This is a genomic window from Rhodococcus sp. PvR099 (assembly GCF_017833315.1).
In the GTDB taxonomy this organism is placed as follows: Bacteria; Actinomycetota; Actinomycetes; order Mycobacteriales; family Mycobacteriaceae; genus Rhodococcus_G; species Rhodococcus_G oryzae.
Window position 1 is genome coordinate 1,814,104 of record NZ_JAFIBV010000001.1, and the last position, 17,982, is coordinate 1,832,085.

16 protein-coding genes are annotated in these 17,982 nt (G+C 68.2%); 9 read left to right on the plus strand and 7 right to left on the minus strand.

Translation table 11 applies throughout. From position 1 onward, the window contains the following. The first annotated feature begins 179 nt into the window (after positions 1-179). Both JOE46_RS08320 and JOE46_RS08325 read left to right on the plus strand, forming a co-directional pair. Positions 180-1,382, plus strand: a complete 1,203-nt coding sequence (locus JOE46_RS08320; protein ID WP_245220982.1) for an LLM class flavin-dependent oxidoreductase — start codon at positions 180-182, stop codon at positions 1,380-1,382. Then, positions 1,379-2,440, plus strand: coding sequence for an alcohol dehydrogenase catalytic domain-containing protein (locus tag JOE46_RS08325; RefSeq protein WP_097211437.1), 1,062 nt, complete (start codon positions 1,379-1,381; stop codon positions 2,438-2,440). The genes JOE46_RS08320 and JOE46_RS08325 overlap by 4 nt, the downstream gene beginning before the upstream one ends. Before the next feature lie 68 nt (positions 2,441-2,508). Here the strand turns inward: JOE46_RS08325 and JOE46_RS08330 are convergent, their stop codons facing one another. Then, positions 2,509-3,120, minus strand: coding sequence for a DsbA family protein (locus JOE46_RS08330; RefSeq protein WP_209926839.1), 612 nt, complete (start codon positions 3,118-3,120; stop codon positions 2,509-2,511). Between the two features lie 213 nt (positions 3,121-3,333). Between JOE46_RS08330 and JOE46_RS08335 the strand changes: the two genes are divergently transcribed. The 4 genes from JOE46_RS08335 (at position 3,334) to pepN (ending at position 8,974) form a co-directional block, all read left to right on the plus strand. Continuing rightward, positions 3,334-4,566, plus strand: coding sequence for an NAD(P)/FAD-dependent oxidoreductase (locus JOE46_RS08335; RefSeq protein ID WP_097211439.1), 1,233 nt, complete (start codon positions 3,334-3,336; stop codon positions 4,564-4,566). A gap of 104 nt (positions 4,567-4,670) precedes the next feature. Next, entirely contained in the window at positions 4,671-5,072 is a 402-nt protein-coding gene (locus JOE46_RS08340; RefSeq protein WP_077042125.1) for a YciI family protein, read from the plus strand. Next, a complete protein-coding gene (locus tag JOE46_RS08345; RefSeq protein ID WP_097211440.1) occupies positions 5,069-6,316 on the plus strand; it encodes an RNA polymerase sigma factor in 1,248 nt (415 codons plus the stop codon). The genes JOE46_RS08340 and JOE46_RS08345 overlap by 4 nt, the downstream gene beginning before the upstream one ends. Before the next feature lie 81 nt (positions 6,317-6,397). Then, positions 6,398-8,974: an aminopeptidase N gene (gene pepN, locus JOE46_RS08350; RefSeq protein ID WP_097211441.1), complete on the plus strand. Its 2,577-nt coding sequence runs from the start codon at positions 6,398-6,400 to the stop codon at positions 8,972-8,974. 89 nt (positions 8,975-9,063) lie between these two features. On the opposite strand, the gene JOE46_RS08355 is transcribed toward pepN, so the two are convergent. The 3 genes from JOE46_RS08355 to JOE46_RS08365 all read right to left on the minus strand — a co-directional run bounded on the left by JOE46_RS08355 (position 9,064) and on the right by JOE46_RS08365 (position 10,504). Beyond that, positions 9,064-9,534, minus strand: a complete 471-nt coding sequence (locus tag JOE46_RS08355) for a DUF5130 domain-containing protein (RefSeq protein WP_097211442.1) — start codon at positions 9,532-9,534, stop codon at positions 9,064-9,066. After that, entirely contained in the window at positions 9,521-9,778 is a 258-nt protein-coding gene (locus JOE46_RS08360) for a hypothetical protein (RefSeq protein ID WP_097211443.1), read from the minus strand. Before JOE46_RS08360 ends, JOE46_RS08355 begins: the two co-directional genes overlap by 14 nt. A 63-nt stretch (positions 9,779-9,841) precedes the next feature. After that, positions 9,842-10,504 carry an HNH endonuclease gene (locus JOE46_RS08365; RefSeq protein ID WP_097211544.1) on the minus strand — a complete coding sequence of 221 codons (663 nt, stop codon included), beginning with the start codon at positions 10,502-10,504 and terminating at the stop codon, positions 9,842-9,844. Positions 10,505-10,657: 153 nt separating this feature from the next. On the opposite strand from JOE46_RS08365, the gene JOE46_RS08370 reads away from it, so the two are divergent. The 3 genes from JOE46_RS08370 to JOE46_RS08380 all read left to right on the plus strand — a co-directional run bounded on the left by JOE46_RS08370 (position 10,658) and on the right by JOE46_RS08380 (position 13,456). Beyond that, the gene (locus JOE46_RS08370) at positions 10,658-11,053 is read left to right on the plus strand and encodes a globin (protein ID WP_097211545.1); all 396 of its coding nucleotides are present in this window, start codon (positions 10,658-10,660) and stop codon (positions 11,051-11,053) included. Positions 11,054-11,121: 68 nt separating this feature from the next. Further along, positions 11,122-12,711: a glycoside hydrolase family 13 protein gene (locus JOE46_RS08375; RefSeq protein WP_097211444.1), complete on the plus strand. Its 1,590-nt coding sequence runs from the start codon at positions 11,122-11,124 to the stop codon at positions 12,709-12,711. Between the two features lie 103 nt (positions 12,712-12,814). Continuing rightward, complete coding sequence (locus tag JOE46_RS08380; RefSeq protein ID WP_097211445.1) at positions 12,815-13,456, plus strand: hypothetical protein; 642 nt, start codon at positions 12,815-12,817, stop codon at positions 13,454-13,456. 271 nt (positions 13,457-13,727) lie between these two features. On the opposite strand, the gene JOE46_RS08385 is transcribed toward JOE46_RS08380, so the two are convergent. The 3 genes from JOE46_RS08385 to JOE46_RS08395 form a co-directional block, all read right to left on the minus strand. Beyond that, entirely contained in the window at positions 13,728-15,104 is a 1,377-nt protein-coding gene (locus tag JOE46_RS08385; RefSeq protein WP_097211446.1) for a glutamate decarboxylase, read from the minus strand. 98 nt (positions 15,105-15,202) lie between these two features. Beyond that, entirely contained in the window at positions 15,203-17,185 is a 1,983-nt protein-coding gene (locus JOE46_RS08390) for a YhgE/Pip domain-containing protein (RefSeq protein WP_097211447.1), read from the minus strand. A gap of 3 nt (positions 17,186-17,188) precedes the next feature. Next, positions 17,189-17,929, minus strand: coding sequence for a hypothetical protein (locus JOE46_RS08395; protein WP_245220983.1), 741 nt, complete (start codon positions 17,927-17,929; stop codon positions 17,189-17,191). Positions 17,930-17,982 lie beyond the last annotated feature (53 nt).

The window sequence follows — 17,982 nt, forward strand, 5'->3', positions numbered from 1 at the left end:
CACCGACAGGGAACCGGAAATCCGCACCTCCGCACGAGTGTCCACTCAGCGGGAGATTTTTGGATCAGTTGATCCAGTTCGGTGATAGAACTGCGGTCAGGCGGATGTGATGCCGCTCACTCTGAACGGCCGGCCGCCCTCGACTCCTCCCCCGGAGGCCGGCACCCACCTGCAAGGAGATGACGCTCGTGTGGACCACCGATTCGATCAACTTCGGCGCCTTCCTCGCGCCGTACCACCCGCTGAACGCCGATCCCGCGCTGCAGCTGCGCCGCGACATCGACCTCATGGAACACCTCGATCACCTCGGATTCGACGAGGCGTGGATGGGTGAACACCACTCCACCGGCGCCGAGATCGTGCCCGCCCCTGACCTGTTCATCGCAGCGGCCGCGGAGCGGACCGAACGGATCCGGTTCGGCACCGGGGTCACCTCGCTGCCGTACCACCACCCGCTGATCACCGCGGACCGGATCACGCAGCTCGATCTGCAGACGCGCGGCCGGCTGATCTTCGGCACCGGCCCCGGCAAGATCCCGCTCGACGCGCACATGATGGGGATCAACCCCTCGGACCAGCGCCGGATGCAGGGCGAGGCCCTCGAGGCGATCCTCGCGCTGCTGCGCGGCGAGGTCGTGAACATGGAGACGGACTGGTTCACCCTGCGTGATGCCCGCGCGCAGCTGCCCACCTACAACCCGGCCGGCATCGAGATCGCGACCGCCTCGACGATGTCCCCCAACGGATCGGTGCTCGCGGGGACCCACGGCCTCTCGCTGCTCTCGCTCGCCGCCAGCTCCCCCAGCGGATTCGACGTCCTCGATCGCAACTGGAACGTCTACGAGAAGGTCTGTGCCGAGAACGGGCACGTCGCCGACCGGTCCACCTGGCGGCTGGTCAACCCGATGTTCCTCGCCGAGACGCGGGCGGACGCGGAGCGCGCGGTGAGCCGCCGGATCGACTCGATGGCCGCCTACGTCAACCGGCAGACCGGCCAGAACCCGGACTGGGCGCAGACTCCCAAGGGGATCATCGACCAGTGGCGCAATGACACCCTCGGCGAGTTCGGTCAGGCCATCATCGGCACCCCGGACGAGGCGATCACGCAGATCGAACGACTGATCGAGAAGACCGGCGGCTTCGGCACCATGCTGATCCTGCACGTCGACATGGCGAACTGGGAGGACACCAAGCGCAGCTACGACCTGTTCGCCTCCGAGGTGATCCCGCACTTCAAGAACCGCAACGCAGGCCGTGAGGCCAGCCTCCAGTTCGCCGAGGACAACCGCGACTACCTGCTCGGCGGCCTGATCGGCGCGATCACCAAGGCACACACCGACTACTACGGCCAGCCCGCCGAGACCGCAGGAGCACAGGCATGAAGGCAGCACAGTTCAGCGACGGCGCGTTCACGGTCACCGAGGTCCCGGACGCACCCACCCTCGCACCCGCTCAGCTCCGCATCGACGTCACCGCCTGCGGCATCTGCGGCAGCGATCTGAGCATGTCGAAGGACCCCTGCCGGTTCGTGCACGTCGCCGAGAACGCCGGCTACCCGCTGGCCACCTTCGACACCGACCGGCCCGTCGTCCTCGGCCATGAGTACGCGGGCATCGTGTCCGAGGTCGGTTCCGCCGTCACCGATTTCGCCGTCGGCGACCGGGTGGCGGGCATCGGGCTGGCGACCGACACCACGACCGGCATCCCGAAGATCATCGGGTACTCCAACGAGTACCACGGCGCGTTCGGCGAGCACATCGTCGTCGACGCGTTCTGGGTCCGGCACGTCCCCGAGAGTCTCTCGCTCGAGCACGCCACTCTCGCCGAACCGTTGCACGTCGGCGAGATGCACATGCAGCAGTCCGGCCTCACCCCCGCCGACTCGGCACTGGTGATCGGTTGCGGCACCATCGGGCTCGGCGCCATCGTCGCGGCCAAGGCCCGCGGGGCGCAGCTGGTGATCGCGTCCGAGCCGTCGCCGAAGCGGCGCGAGCTCGCCGCGAAGATGGGCGCCGACATCGTGGTCGACCCGAACGAGCAGGACCCCATCGAGCTGTGGAACCAGATGGTCGCCGAGGGCAACACCCTCGTCGGTCAGGCGGGCGCGGGCATTCTGATCGCCTACGAGTGCAGCGGCCGCGCCGGAATCCTGGGCACCCTGATGCACACGATGCCGTTCAACTCGCGGATCCAGGTGCTGGCGGCGCCGTTCGGCGACGAGACGATCATTCCGGTGGTCGGACAGTTCCGCCGTATCGCGATCAACTTCGGCCACGGCCCGTACGAGAACGCCTACGACATCACCCTGCAGCGGCTGGCCGACGGGGAGATCGACGCCGAGTCCATCATCACCGGCCGGGTCGGACTCGAGGGTGTCGCGGACGCGTTCACCGCGCTGCGCGACCCCGAAGAGCACGTGAAGATCCTGGTGCTGCCCTAGGCGGCTCCGCCGCCCGTGCGCGGTTGACGAGTGCAGGGACTCGTCAACCGCGCACGGGCGCGTAGCGCCTACTCGAAGGAGGGGTCCTCGGTCCGGGTGCGCTTGAGCTCGAAGAAGTGCGGGTACGACGCCAGCGCGACGGTGCCGTCCCACACCCGTCCCGCGTCCTCGCCGCGCGGGATGCGCGAGAGCACCGGACCGAAGAAGGCGACGCCGTTCACGTGGATGGTCGGGGTGCCGACATCGGGACCGACGGCGTCCATCCCGGCCTTGTGGCTGCGACGCAGGTCCTCGTCGTGCGCGTCGGTGTCGGCGGCCGAGGCCAGGTCGGCGGGCAGGCCAACCTCGGCCAGCGCCTCCGCGATCACAACCGGGAAATCCTTGTTGTCCTGATCGTGGATCCGGGTCCCCATCGCGGTGTACAGCGGCAGCAGCACCTCGTCGCCGTGCTCCTTGGCCGCGGCGATCGCGACCCGGACCGGACCCCACGCCTTCTCCATCATCGCCTGGTATTCCTCGGGCAGATCGCGCCCCTCGTTCAGGACCGCAAGGCTCATGACGTGGAAGTTCGCGTCGATGTCACGGACCTTCTCGACCTCGAGGATCCAGCGCGAGGTGATCCAGCACCACGGGCAGAGCGGGTCGAACCAAAAATCGGCGGTATCCCTGGTTTCACTCACGGGCTGCTCCCCTGTCTTCTCGTCGCGGCTGTCGGCGCGCTCGTCTGGTGGGGACCCGTCGCCGACGGGTCCATTCGTAGGCAACCACCGATCGGACCGAATGCTTCCCGGCCGAGAAGCCCCCTACCGGATGACGGTCGGCAGTAGGGTCGACAGCAGCGCCATCAGGACCGTTTTCGTCACAATGCAGTGTCTCGAACGGAGTGTGAGGACATGTCACCGAACCGTACGTTCGTGATCGTCGGCGGCGGGCTCGCCGGAGCGAAGACCGCGGAAGCCCTGCGCGAGAAGGATTTCGACGGCTCGATCGTCCTGCTCAGCGCGGAGGACCACCTCCCCTACGAGCGGCCACCACTGTCCAAGGAACACGTGGCGGGCAAGAAGGCCCTCGCCGACTTCACCGTGCATCACGGCGACTGGTATCGCGACCACCACGTCGACCTGCGGCTCGGCACCACCGCCACCGCCCTCGACCGCGACGCCCACGAGGTACGACTGCCGGACGGCTCGACGCTCGGCTACGACAAGCTCGCGCTGGCCACCGGTTCACGCTCGCGGCGACCGCCGATCCCGGGTTCCGACGCCGCAGGGGTGCACTACCTGCGCACCATCGAGGAGTCCGACGGCCTGATCGGCGCGCTGGAGGCGGATTCTCGCCTGGTCGTGATCGGCGCCGGGTGGATCGGACTCGAGGTCGCCGCCCAGGCCCGCGAGCGCGGTGTCGTCGTCACGGTCGTCGAGTCCGCGACGCTGCCGCTGCTGGGGTCCCTAGGCCCCGAGATGGGCACGGTCTTCGCGGAACTGCACCGCGAGCACGGAGTCGACCTGCATTTCGAGGCCACCGTGGAGGAGATCACCGCCGACGCCGGTCGGGTCACCGGGGTGCGCCTGGCGACTGGCGAAGTGCTGCCCGCCGACGCGGTGCTGGTCGCGGTCGGGGCGCAGCCGAACGTCGAACTCGCCGAGCAGGCCGGGCTCGCAGTGGACGGCGGGGTGCTCGTGGACGCGGGCATGACCACGAGCGACCCCGACATCGTCGCGGTCGGCGACATCGCGGCGCAGCAGCACCCGGTGCTGGGCACCAGGATTCGCGTCGAGCACTGGGCGAACGCCCTCAACCAACCCATCGTCGCCGCGGCGACGATGCTCGGCAGGCCCGCCGAGTACGACAACCTGCCCTACTTCTTCACCGATCAGTACGACCTGGGCATGGAGTACGTCGGCTACGCACCGACCGGCGGGTACGACCGTCTCGTCGTGCGGGGCGACGTGACCCGGCGCGAGTTCGTCGCATTCTGGCTGGGCGGGGACAACAGGGTGCTGGCAGGCATGAACGTCAACGTCTGGGACGTGACCGACGCCGTCAAGAAGCTGATCACCGCGGGCGAGCCGGTCGACCCGGCCCGCCTGGCCGACGAGTCGACACCGCTCGACCAGATGGTGTGATCTGAATCACACCATTCTCCCGCAGAAGAGTGTCGGGAGAGCCTGCCCGGCTCCGTCCTACCCATGAGAGCGCCACGGGGCGCACCCGACCGAAGGAGCCGACGATGAAGTACATGCTGATCAAGACGTACAGCGAGGCCGCGTACTGCGATTCCCCGATCCACGAGTGGGAGCCGAAGGACATCGAGGCGCACATCGACTTCCAGCGCGCGCTCGGCGAGCAACTGGCCGCATCCGGCGAACTGGTCGAGGCGCAGGGGCTGGCCGGGCCGGACCAGGCACGCATCGTCAGCTCCGACGGCCGCTCCGCGCCGGTGGTGACCGACGGGCCGTTCCCGGAGACCAAGGAATTCCTGGCCGGTTACTGGATCGTCGACGTGGACAGCGCCGAGCGGGCGGTGGAGATCGCCGCGCAGGCCTCGGCGGCCCCCGGACCCGGCGGAAAGCCGATCGGCGAGTACATCGAGGTGCGCGCGATCATGAGCGCCCCGCCCACCGATCAGTGACCTTCCCACCCTCCGGCGACACCGAGGACCTGCTGCGCGAACTCCGGCCGCAGGTCCTCGGTGTCCTCGTCCGACGGTTCGGCGACTTCGCCGCCGCCGAGGACGCGCTCCAGGAGGCGCTTGTCGCCGCCGCCACGCACTGGCCCACCGACGGTCTGCCCGACAATCCACGCGGCTGGCTCATCCAAGCCGCCCACCGTCGCATGACCGACGCCATCCGCGCCGACGCGGCCCGCAGGAACCGCGAGGCCGTCGCCGCCGGGCGGGAGCCGACCCGGCCTGCCGACATCACCACGCCCGATCGGGACGACACGCTCGCCCTGTTCTTCCTCTGCTGCCATCCGGCGTTGTCGCCCGCGAGTGCGATCGCACTGACGCTGCGCTCGGTCGGCGGGCTCACCACCGCCGAGATCGCGCGGGCCTTCCTGCTGCCGGAAGCGACCATGACGCAGCGGATCACCCGCGCCAAGAGGCGGGTGGCCGCCTTGAATCGGCCCTTCGCGGTGCCGGAGTCCGGGCAGTGGCACGAACGCCTCGGCGCGGTGCTGCACGTGCTGTACCTGATCTTCACGGAGGGCCACGCCAGCACGTCCGGCCGACAGGTGCGTCGCGCGGACCTGTCGGCGGAGGCGATCCGACTGACGCGGGCGGTCCATGGCCAGCTTCCCGACGATCCCGAGGTCACCGGACTGCTCGCGCTGATGCTGCTCACCGACGCGCACCGCGCCGCGCGCACCGGCCCACGCGGGGAACTGATCCCGCTCGCCGAGCAGGATCGCAGGCTGTGGGATCGCGAGGCGATCACCGAGGGCGTCCGACTGACCACGGCGGCGATCGGGCACGGGCTGACGGGCCCCTATCGGATCCAGGCCGCGATCGCCGTGCTGCACGCCCAGGCGACGAGCACAGAGGACACCGACTGGGACCGCATCCTCTCGCTCTATCGCCTGCTCGAACGCGTCGCCCCGAACCCGCTGGTCACCCTGAATCTCGGGGTCGCAACCGCCATGGCGCACGGTCCGTCCGCGGGCCTGGACCTGATCGCCGCCCACCAGGACCAGCTGTCGGGCACCCATCGGCTGGCCGCCGTCCGAGCCCACCTGTACGAGATGGCAGGCGATACGCCCAGCGCCGTCGCCGAGTACACCGTCGCCGCGAACAGCACCCCCAGCGTCGCCGAACGGGACTACCTCATCCTGCGCGCGGCCCGCCTGCGCGGCGAAGTCGGGCCTGACCGGTCGTGAGCGTGCGCATCTCGTGATGGGATGGACCCGAGAGGTCAAGCCTCGACACACATCTGTCCCCGATCACGAGGAGCGTCCGACGTGGCCCCACCGAACCTGACCCGCGAGCAGGCAGCACAGCGGTCCGCGCTGTTGAGCGTCGACAACTACCGCATCGAGCTGGACCTGACCGACGGTGACGGCAAGCCCGGCGCGCACACCTTCTCCTCCCGCACCACGGTCACCTTCGGTGCGACGGCAGGCGGCGACACCTACATCGACCTGATCGCGACCGCCGTCCGCAGTGCCACCCTCAACGGCGCTGCCCTCGACGTCACCGGCTACGACGAGTCCACCGGCATCGCGCTGACCGGCCTGGCCGAGCGCAACGAGCTGATCATCGAGGCGGACTGCGAGTACTCGCACACCGGCGAGGGCCTGCACCGCTTCGTCGATCCCGCCGATGGGTCGGTCTATCTCTACTCGCAGTTCGAAACCGCCGACGCCAAGCGGATGTTCGCCTGCTTCGACCAGCCCGACCTCAAGGCCACCTTCGACGTCACCGTGACCGCGCCCACCGACTGGCAGGTCATCTCGAACTCGGCCGTGGTCGAAACCCTCGCCGCCACACCGGGACTGCACCAGTTCCGCACCACCCCGAAGATGAGCACCTACCTCGTCGCCCTGATCGCCGGGCCGTACGCGCGGTGGACCGACACCTACACCGACGAGCACGGCCACATCCCGCTCGGCATCTACTGCCGCGCCTCGCTCGCCGAGCACATGGACGCCGAGCGGTTGTTCACCGAGACCAAGCAGGGCTTCGGTTTCTATCACCGCAACTTCGAGGTGCCGTACGCCTTCGGCAAGTACGACCAGCTGTTCGTCCCCGAGTTCAACGCGGGCGCAATGGAGAACGCGGGCGCGGTGACCTTCCTCGAGGACTACGTGTTCCGCTCCAAGGTGACCCGGGCGTCCTACGAGCGCCGCGCCGAGACGGTGCTGCACGAGATGGCGCACATGTGGTTCGGCGACCTCGTCACCATGACGTGGTGGGACGACCTGTGGCTCAACGAGTCCTTCGCGACGTTCGCATCGGTGCTGTGCCAGTCCGAGGCCACCGAGTACGTCAACGCCTGGACCACGTTCGCCAACGCCGAGAAGTCCTGGGCGTACCGGCAGGATCAGCTGCCCTCAACCCATCCCATCGCCGCCGACATCCCGGACCTCGCCGCGGTCGAGGTGAACTTCGACGGGATCACCTACGCCAAGGGCGCGAGCGTGCTCAAGCAGCTCGTCGCGTATGTCGGGCTCGATCCGTTCCTGGCCGGCCTGCGCGCGTACTTCAAGGAGCACGCGTTCGGCAACGCCACCTTCGACGACCTGCTCGCCGCGCTGGAGCACTCCTCCGGCCGGGACCTGTCCGACTGGGGCGCGCAGTGGCTCAAGACCACCGGGCTGAACATCCTGCGGCCGGAGTTCACGGTCGCCGAGGACGGCACCTTCTCGTCCTTCGCCGTGCTGCAGGGCCGCGCGGAGCCGGGCGCGGGCGAGTACCGCGTGCACCGCCTCGCCGTCGGCATCTACGACGACGTGGACGGCAAGCTGGTGCGCACCGAGCGCATCGAGCTCGATGTCGACGGACCGCGGACCGAGGTGCCCGAGCTGGTCGGGGTCGCCCGCGGCAAGTTCGTGCTCGTCAACGACGACGACCTCACCTACTGCTCGGTGCGGCTCGACCCGGATTCGTTGGCCGTGCTGATCGAGCGCATCGGCGACATCGCCGAACCGCTGCCAAGGACGCTGGCGTGGTCGGCGGCATGGGAGATGACGCGGCAGGCCGAGCTCAAGGCCAGGGACTTCGTCGAACTGGTGCAGCGGGGCGTCGGCGCGGAGACCGAGGTCGGGGTGGCGTCGCGGCTGCTGATGCAGGCACACGCCGCCCTCGGCAGCTACGCCGAGCCCGGCTGGGCGAACGACACCGGCTGGCCGGGCTTCGCGAACCGGCTGCTCGAGCTGGCCAGGGAGGCCGAGCCGGGTTCGGATCACCAGCTGGCCTTCCTCAACTCGCTCACCGCGGCGCGCCTGCAGCCCTGGCACACCGAGGTGCTGCAGGAGTTGCTCGACGCCGATCCGGCGACCGTCGGGCTGCCGGGGCTGGTGGTCGACACCGACCTGCGCTGGCGGTTGGTGCAGGCGCTGGCGGTGGCCGGTGAGGTCGACGCGGACGGCCCCGAGTCGCCGTTCATCGACGCCGAGGCGCATCGGGATCCGACCGCGGCCGGTGCCCGGCAGGCGGCGGCCGCACGGGCGGCCCGGCCGCAGGTGGCGGTCAAGGATCAGGCATGGGCCACGGTCGTCGGCGACGATTCCGTCCCGAACATCACCGCCCGCGCGATCATCGGCGGCTTCGCGGCGCCCGGTCAGGGCGAGCTGCTCCAGCCGTACGTGACCCGGTACTTCGCCGACATCGCCGATGTCTGGACGCGTCGCTCCAGCGAGGTGGCGCAGACCGTGGTCGTCGGCCTGTACCCGGCCTGGTCGATCACCGAGGCCTCCGTCGCGGCGGCCGACGACTTCCTGGCCGGTGACCATCCGCCCGCGCTGCGCAGGCTGGTGGTCGAGGGCAAGGCCGGGATCGTGCGCGCGCTGCGGGCCCGCGCCTTCGACGCCGGCTGACCCACCCCAGGAAACGACGGAAGGTGCCCCTCACGCGGCGAACCGCGTGGGGGGCACCTTCGGTCGAAGCGGAGTGTGCCGGGGTGGGGCTAGCGCACCGCGATGGCCGCGCTCATCACGCGGATCGCGCTGACCAGGCCGTCGATCAGGTCGGCCTCCCCGAAGGAGGACACAGCTGCAGTCACGCCGAGCTGCACGACCCGGTCCGTGACCCGACCGGCGACCTTGCGCCCAGAGCGGATCTCGATGGCGCGCTGGTTCGGCGAGACCGCGATCAGCACCGAGCGCTCGGCCTCGGGGGTCTTCGGGAACAGCGCGTCGGCGCCCGCCGCGGTGTCCTCGCCGAGATCACCGATGAACGCGTTGAAGCGCACCTTGGTCGACCTCGTCGCGTCGGTCATCGCATCGTCGAGGGCCACCAGCTCGTCCACGCTGAACGGCAGATCGTCGTAGGGATCGCCGACGCGGTGCACGCTCGAGACGCGACCGCTCGCGGTCACCACCGAGCCCACCGGGAGCTCGGACTCGATCACCGCCGGGAAACTGCTACCACCTGCCACTTGCCGAACCTCCGATCAGATCTGCGGATCCGGACTCGATGGCCGCGTGCCCGCCGTGGTGACCGACCGTCACCTCGTCGACCGCGGACCACAGCACCGGCTTGTGGGTCCATTCCTCGTCCAGCGAGTAGTGCGCGGGGGTGGTGCCTGCCACCGGCTTGGCCAGGTAGCACAGCCCCGCGATGATCGCCGTGATGAGCGCAGGGATCCCTACGAAGATCAGCGATGTCTCAAGAATGCTCACGCACCAAACCGTAGCCCAGTGCGCCACAAATTGTGCCGTCGGGGGCACCTCGAGATCGGACGTTTACGCAGCGCCCTCGCCGAGATAGCGCAACCACACCGGGTCGAGCTCCTTGGTGCTCGCCAGCAGCCGCCAGTGCTGCCCCTTGGGCGGCACCAGGGCGGCCCGCAAGGTCCAGCCGAGCTCGCTGAGCAGCTTGTCGGCTTTGCGGTGGTTGCAAGGCGCGCAGCAGGCCACGCAGTTCTCCCAGGAGTGACCGCCGCCCCGGCTGCGCGGGATCACGTGGTCGACGGTCTCGGCCTTGTCGCCGCAGTACGCGCAGCGGAATCGGTCGCGGTGCATCAGCGCGGCCCTGGTCATCGGGATCCGGGCCCGATAGGGCACCCGCACGTAGTTGCGCAGCCGGATCACGGAGGGGACCTGCACCGACCAGTCGGCGGAATGGATGACCTGCCCGTCCGGATCCTCGTGGACGGCGCTGGCCTTCTCGCACACCAGCAGGACGACGGCTCGGCGGACGGGGAGCGCGGTGAGCGGCTCGTAGGTGGCGTTCAGAAGCAGCACCCGGCGCTTCACCCAGGAAGGAACCGCGTCGTCCTCACCTGGGGTCGAGGGTCTCAGACCCTCGTCTATCACTTGCAGCGAAGAAGCCCCCGATCCCCGCGGCAGGCGGGCATCAGTGGGCTGGAGTTGTCGGTGCGCTCGGGCGCTGTGCGAGTTCTTCATGCGACCTCCGGGAAGATTGCTCCCAAGTTGACCACGGATGGCCTGCTCGCGCACGTCCATTTGGTACAAAGATGCAGGACTTTCGGTGAACAACCGATGACAACACGAGCGCGTCGACGTCACGGCGCGAGTACGGGCACAATGGACGCCGACATGACTGATGCCGAAGTGAGCTTCTACGAAGCGGTGGGCGGAGCCGAGACCTTCCGCAAACTGACCGCGCGGTTCTACGAGGAAGTGGCGAAGGACGAGATCGTCCGGCCCCTCTACCCGGAGGAGGACCTCGGACCGGCCGAACGCCGCATGCGGATGTTCCTCGAGCAGTACTGGGGCGGCCCGCGAACCTACTCCGACGAGCGCGGACACCCCCGGCTCCGGCTGCGACACCAGCCGTTCCGGATCGGCCCGCTCGAGCGCGACGCGTGGCTGCGCTGCATGCACATCGCGATCGCGTCGATCGACGAGGCCACCCTCGACGAGCCGCACCGCCGCGCCCTCGTCGACTACATGGACATGGCCGCCGCCTCGATGGTGAACTCACCCGTCTGATCGGCGCGAACCGGGCCACATCCCGCCGAAGTCGTGCTGCCCGGACGGGTTTGGCACTATGGGTCCCTGTGACCACCGACGAGACCGTGCCGGAGACAACAGATCCCTGGTGGACGAACGCGGTCTTCTATCAGATCTATCCGCGCTCCTTCTCCGACTCCAACGGCGACGGCGTCGGCGACCTGGGCGGCGTCCGCGACCGGCTCGGGTACCTCGAGCTGCTCGGCGTCGACGCCATCTGGCTGAGCCCGGTGATGCGCTCGCCGATGGCCGACCACGGCTACGACGTCTCCGATCCGCGCGACATCGACCCGTTGTTCGGCGACCTCGAGGTGATGGACGCGCTGATCGCGCAGGCACACGCGCGGCGGATCCGGGTCACCATGGACCTGGTGCCGAACCACACCAGCGTGGCGCACCCGTGGTTCGCGGCCGCGCTGGCGGCCGGGCCGGGCAGCCCCGAGCGGGCCCGCTACCACTTCCGCGACGGCCTGGGCGAGGACGGCTCCCAGCCCCCCAACAACTGGCCGAGCATCTTCGGTGGGCCCGCCTGGACCCGGGTCACCGAACCGGACGGCTCCCCCGGCCAGTGGTACCTGCACATCTTCGCCCCCGAGCAGCCCGACCTGAACTGGGACAACCAGGAGGTCGCCGACGACCTCGCCACCACGCTGCGGTTCTGGCTGGACCGCGGCGTCGACGGTTTCCGGATCGATGTCGCGCACGGCATGGCCAAGCCGGAGGGACTGCCGGACTACGACTGGGAATCCAACCGGCTCCTGAGCAACGACGACAACGACCCGCGGTTCAACAACCCCGGCGTGCACGAGATCCACCGCGGCCTGCGCAAGGTGATGAACGAGTATCCCGACACGGTGGCCGTCGGCGAGATCTGGGTGCGCGACAACGAGCGCTTCGGCGAGTACATCAGGCCGGACGAACTTCACCTGGGCTTCAACTTCCGCCTCGCCGAGGCCGAGTTCGGCGCCGACAGCCTGCGCGAGGCCATCGAGAACTCGCTCGGCGCGGTGGCCGCGGTCGGCGGCACCCCCACCTGGACGCTGTCGAACCACGACGTCGAGCGCGAGGTCACCCGCTACGGCGGCGGCGAGATCGGCCTGGCCAGGGCCCGCGCCATGGCCGTCGTCGAGTTCGCGCTGCCCGGGGCGGTCTTCATCTACAACGGCGCGGAACTCGGGCTGCCGAACGTCGACCTCCCGGACGAGGCGCTGCAGGATCCGGTGTGGGAGCGGTCGGGGCACACCGAACGCGGACGCGACGGTTGCCGGGTCCCCGTGCCGTGGGAGGGCGCGGCACCGCCGTTCGGCTTCAGCTCGACGGAGACGTCGTGGTTGCCGATGCCACCGGAATGGGCCGACCGCACCGTGGAGGCGCAGATCGAGGACGTGACGTCCACGCTGTCGCTGTACCGGTCCGCACTCGAGCTGCGGGCCCTGCGACCTGAGTTCTCCGGCAACGAGATCGATTGGTACGGAAGCCCGTCCGGTTGCCTGGCCTTCCGCCGACGCGGCGGGCTGGTCTGCGCGCTGAACGCCACGGATGCGCCCATCCCGCTCCCGCCGGGAGAACTACTGCTCGCCAGCGCCCCGCTGGTGAACGGGGAGCTGCCCCCGAACGCGGCGGCCTGGCTGGTCTGAAATCCCAGTCAGGCCGAGTGCGCAGGGAGCCAAACAGTAACGATTCGATTCCCCCGTACCAAATTACAGCTGCCTGTACGAAACGCCATCTAGACTGCGCCACATGCTGATTCACCCGACTTTGCGGATGCAATCGTGGGGATTCGTCATCGGTGCACTGCTGTTTGCGCTCGGGTCCGCACCCTGGATTTCCACGGCTCTTGGCGCCGCGAGCGCCAACACGGCCTTCTTCATCGGGTCTTGGTTCTTCACCGCCGCGGCTTTCATCCAACTTGTACTCAGTGGGCAGGCCACCACTACAGACCGCGGCAAGCCGGCAATTCGAGCCGAATGGCTCTCGGCGGCAATCCAATTCCTGGGAACGCTGTTGTTCAACATAAGCACGGGTGCCGCACTGCACGCGCACACGATCAACAGCGAAATGCACCTGGTGTGGAATCCCAATGCCGAGGGCTCGGTCGCCTTCCTTGCGAGCAGTGCCCTCGCCGTCCTGATTCTGCTGCGGGCCAACCAGTTCTGGGAACCAGGCTCGCGGGACTGGCAGAGTGTGTGGCTGAACATGCTCGGTTCCATCGCGTTCGGATTCTCAGCGGTGGGCGCGTTCATCACCCGTGACGGCACCACGATGGACGCGGCGGTCGCTGCGGGTGGAACGTTCGTCGGTGCGCTGTGCTTCTTCGCGGCCTCGGCGATATTTCTCGGTGGGGACGATCAGCCCGCCGAGGAGATGGCCGACGCGAGCTGAGTGCCTCCGCCGCCCTGCCGGTGTTCCGGGTCGGCCGATCCGACCCGCCCGCGAGAACCCCGGCCGGGGTGCCGTCGATCCAGGGCCGGTGCCCCACCCGATGGCCGGTGTTGCGTCTGCGCACCAGTTCGATGTTTCTCCGCACGATCCGGGTAGCGCACGGCACTACGCGCCCGGCGGTCCACGGTCCCCGCCACCGTGGCCTCCTTCCGATACGAGCAGGGGCGGCACAGGTACGGGATATGCACCTGTGCCGCCTGTGACTGTCAGCTCAGTGCGCGAAGCCCTTTGCGTTGTGCTCGGCACCGGACTTCAGCCGTGCCACGACATCCCTCATCGCCAGCACCAGCTTGTATGCCATGTCCCGGCTGAAACCCTCCCGCAAGACGATTCGCAGTACCGCGACATCCTCCGCGTCGGCCGGCATGGTGTAGGCGGGGACCTGGAAACCGCGGGCCCGCAGTTCGTGGGAGATGTCGAACACGGAGAACCCCGCGTCGCCGTCGACCTCGAACGACAGCACGGGAATCGCGGTGCCGTCGGTGATGATCCGCATGTGGTCGATCTTCGCGATCTCAGCGGAGAGCATCAGTGCGGTGTCCCGCAGCGACTCCATGATCTGGGTGTACCCGGCGACACCGAGCCGGATGAAATTGTAGTACTGACCGACGACCTGGTTGCCCGGACGCGAGAAGTTCAGTGTGAAGGTCGGCATGTCACCGCCGAGGTAGTTGACCCGGAAGACCAGGTCCTCCGGCAGGTGCTCCTTCGAACGCCACACGACGAAGCCGATGCCCGGGTACGTCATGCCGTACTTGTGGCCGCTGACGTTGATCGAGACCACCCGGGGCAGGCGGAAGTCCCACTTGAGTTCCGGGTGCAGGAAGGGCACCACGAAGCCGCCGCTCGCGGCGTCGACGTGCAGGGGAACGTCGGGGCCACCCTTCGCGGCGATCTCGTCGAGGACGTCGGAGATCTCGGCAACCGGTTCGAGCTCACCGGTGAACGTCGTACCGAGAATTGCGACCACACCGATGGTGTTCTCGTCCACGGCCTCCCGCACCTGCTCCGGCGTGATGACGTAGCGGCCCTTCTCCATCGGGAGGTACTTCGGTTCGACGTCGAAGTAGCGGCAGAACTTCTCCCAGACGACCTGGACGTTGCTGCCGAGGATGAGGTTCGGTCGGGTCGAGTCCTTTCCTGCTGCCTGCCGGGCCGCCCGCCACTGCCACTTCAGGGCGAGGCCGGCGAGCATGACCGCCTCGGAGGAGCCGACCGTGGACACCCCGGTCGCGGACGAGGGATCGGACTCGTCGAGATCGACCGCATTGAACAGGGCCGCAACCATGTTCACGCAGCGGGTCTCGATCTCGGCGGTCTGCGGGTACTCGTCCTTGTCGATCATGTTCTTGTCGAACGTCTCCGCCATCAGCCGGTCGGCCTGAGGGTCCATCCAGGTGGTGACGAATGTGGCCAGGTTCAACCGCGAGCTGCCGTCGAGCATCAGCTCGTCGTGGATGAACCGGTAGGCGGCTTCCGGATCCGATTCGGACTTCGGCATGCGCAGTGCCGGAACGGCGTCGGTTCCGAGCCGTCCGGTGTAGGCGGGAGCGAGGGATTCGGCGGGAGCTGCAAAGGAATCAGACATCTTCTCTCCAATACTCGGTTCCACAGATCACAGAGGTTGAGGCAAATCACCCGGGCTTGGTGACGAGCACCGCCCGGTCACCGGGTGGCTTCTCCTGGTCACACCTCCAGAGGTGGGTAGAGCCGCTCCATGGTGTAGTGGCGGTTGCGGCGGACGGAGAGTGCGCTGGCGGTCAGGCTCACGAGCAGGATCCCGACGAGCACCACGATCGCGATCCACAGCCGGGAGTCGACGTGCTCACCGATAGTGAGCTGCCGCAACCCGTTGACCGTGTAGGTCATCGGGTCGAACGGGTGGATGTACTGGAAAGGCTTGGCGGTCGTCGGCACGGGGTAGATGCCGCCCGCGGAGACCAACTGGAGCATCAGGAAGGCGAGGGTCACCACACGCCCGACGGCGATCCCGAACACTGCGTTGAAGGCCTGGATCATCGCGAGGTAGGTCGCGGAGATGAGCATCAGGAACGCGATCGTGCCGAACACGTGCTTCACGTCGAGGCCGACACCGAAGTGGACGACGGTGTACATGACGACCACCTGCAGGATCCCCACCAGCAACGCCGGCCAGTACGACGCGAACACCGTTCGGTACAGTCCCAGCCCGCCGACTGTCGGCCGGGACTGCAACGGGGTCAGCAACATCCAGGTGATGATGCCGCCGACAAACAGGGCCAGTGAGAGGAAGAACGGCGCGAAGCCGGTGCCGAACGTGGGCGCCATGTTCGTGTAGTCCTGCTGGAGCTTCACCGGCGTCGAGAGCGTGTCCGCCGTCGCGGTCTTCTGCTCGTCCGTCCAGCTCGGTACCTGCCCGGCCCCCTCGTCGAGCGCGCTCGCGAGTTCCTTCGAGCCGGACTGCAGTTCGACCATCCCGGACGCGAGCTGACCTGCGCCGCTCGCGAGCTGGTTGCTGCCGTCCGTCAGCTGAACCAGGCCGGAGCTGAGCGTCGCGGCACCACTGCTGAGCTCGTCGGCGCCACTGCGCAACTGGCGCAGGTCGGAGGCGATCCCACCGTTCTGCAGCGTCGCCAGACCGGACTGCAGTGGGCTGCTCGGGTTCGTGAGCTGGTATTCGACCGCCCGGGCATCACCGCTGAGTCGATTGATCTCCGCCTGCAGCTCCGCGGTATCCCCACGCACCTGCTGGGCGGTGAGCGGCGACAACGCCGCCACTGCCCGCTGAACCAGGGGATCCGAGCTCTGCCGCAGGATGTCCAACGCTTGGGAGACCGCGGTGGCGGGCGCAGGCGTCGATTCGGGCAGCCGGCTCCCGAGTGCCTCCAGCGACTGCCGGAGCTCGGACACCTGACCGCCGACATTCGGTAGCGAACCGCTGTCGAGGGCATTGATCAACGGCGTGGTTGCACCGTCGATCGCCGTTGCGAGTTGAGCTGCGCCACTTGCCAGTTGTGCCGATCCGGATTCCGCGGTGACCATGTTCGTCGCCAGTTCGTTCGCACCCGAACTGAGCTGGTCCGCCCCGCTCTTGGCGGTGTCGATCCCGGCGGCCAACTGGTCGGCGCCGTCGGCGGCCTGCTGCAGGCCGGAGCCGGCGCTCTGCAGACCGGTGAGCACCTGCCCGACACCCTGCGCACCGATGGTCGAGTTGACCTGGTTGATGACCTGCTCCGAGGCGTCCTGCCCTATGACTGTCGCCAGGTAGTTGTTGGCGTCGTTGAACGTGAAGATCAGCTCCGCCTTCTCCGGGTTGGCCCCGTTCGGCGATTCGACTGCCGCGCTGAAGTTCTCGGGAAGGGTGATCGTGTAGTAGTACTTTCCGGACGCCAGGCCCTCGGATGCCTCCTCGTCGGAGACCTCCGCCAAGTCCAGCTGCCCAGAGGCGATGAGCGACTTGACGACCTGGTCACCGGCATCGAGTTGCTGCCCGTCCGCGGTGCGGCCGGTGTCGTTGTTGACGATTGCGGCGGGGATCTTGTCGACCGCGCCGAACGGATTCCAGAACGCCCACAGGTACATCGCGCCGTAGAGCAGGGGCATGAGGATGATGGTGATGATCGCGATGCGCGGCATGGTGCCACGGAAGTACCGCTTCGAATCGCTGCCGAGGGACACTCCTGCAAGCATGGGTCACCTCCCTTCGGTCATGACGCCGACGTCGCCTGCGCCGAGCAGTCCGTGCAGGTCGACCACCGCACGCACCCCGGTGTCCGGCAGTAGCGGGTTGACGTCCGCGGTGATCACCGACTGCTTTTCACCCAGCGCCACAAGGCGTTCGAGGACCCCGAGCCGTTCCTCGTCGTCGGCGATCTTGTCCATGCGCCCGACGACGAGCAGCGGTGGACGGCGAGTGTTGGCCACCGCGATCCGCAGCAGCAGCTGCTGGATTTCGGGGAGATCGTCGACGAAGGCGTTCAGCGCCGGCAACGGCACGTCACCGAACACCTCCGCGCACATGCGCTCCACACCGTCCTCGTGCACCCGGGGAACGAACTTGAACCACGGTGACTGCCACCGCAGTTGTTCGGTGACCATGTCGCGGACGGTGACCGACGGGCTGACGTCGTCGATCTCGTTCACGCACGCGATGGCAGACTCCGCAAACACCTTCGCGGGTTTGTTCGTGTGCCCCAGCACGGTCAGTGACCCGCCCGACAGACGCATCCTGCCGCACAAGGTCATGAGCAGGGCCGTTCGGGCGGCACCGGACTGCGCGGCAAGTACCGTCACCCCGCCCTCGTCGATGTCCAGGTCGAGCGGGCCGAACACGTGCCCCCACGGACCGTGAAGCTCAATCGCCCTCGCGGACACGAGCGACCCGGGGATCGGCTCCCAGAAGTCCTCGTGTTCCGCTGTCGCTGTTTCGACCAACTCACACCTCTCATCCGGCGCTCACCATCAGGTCGACGGCGCGCTCGTTCGAC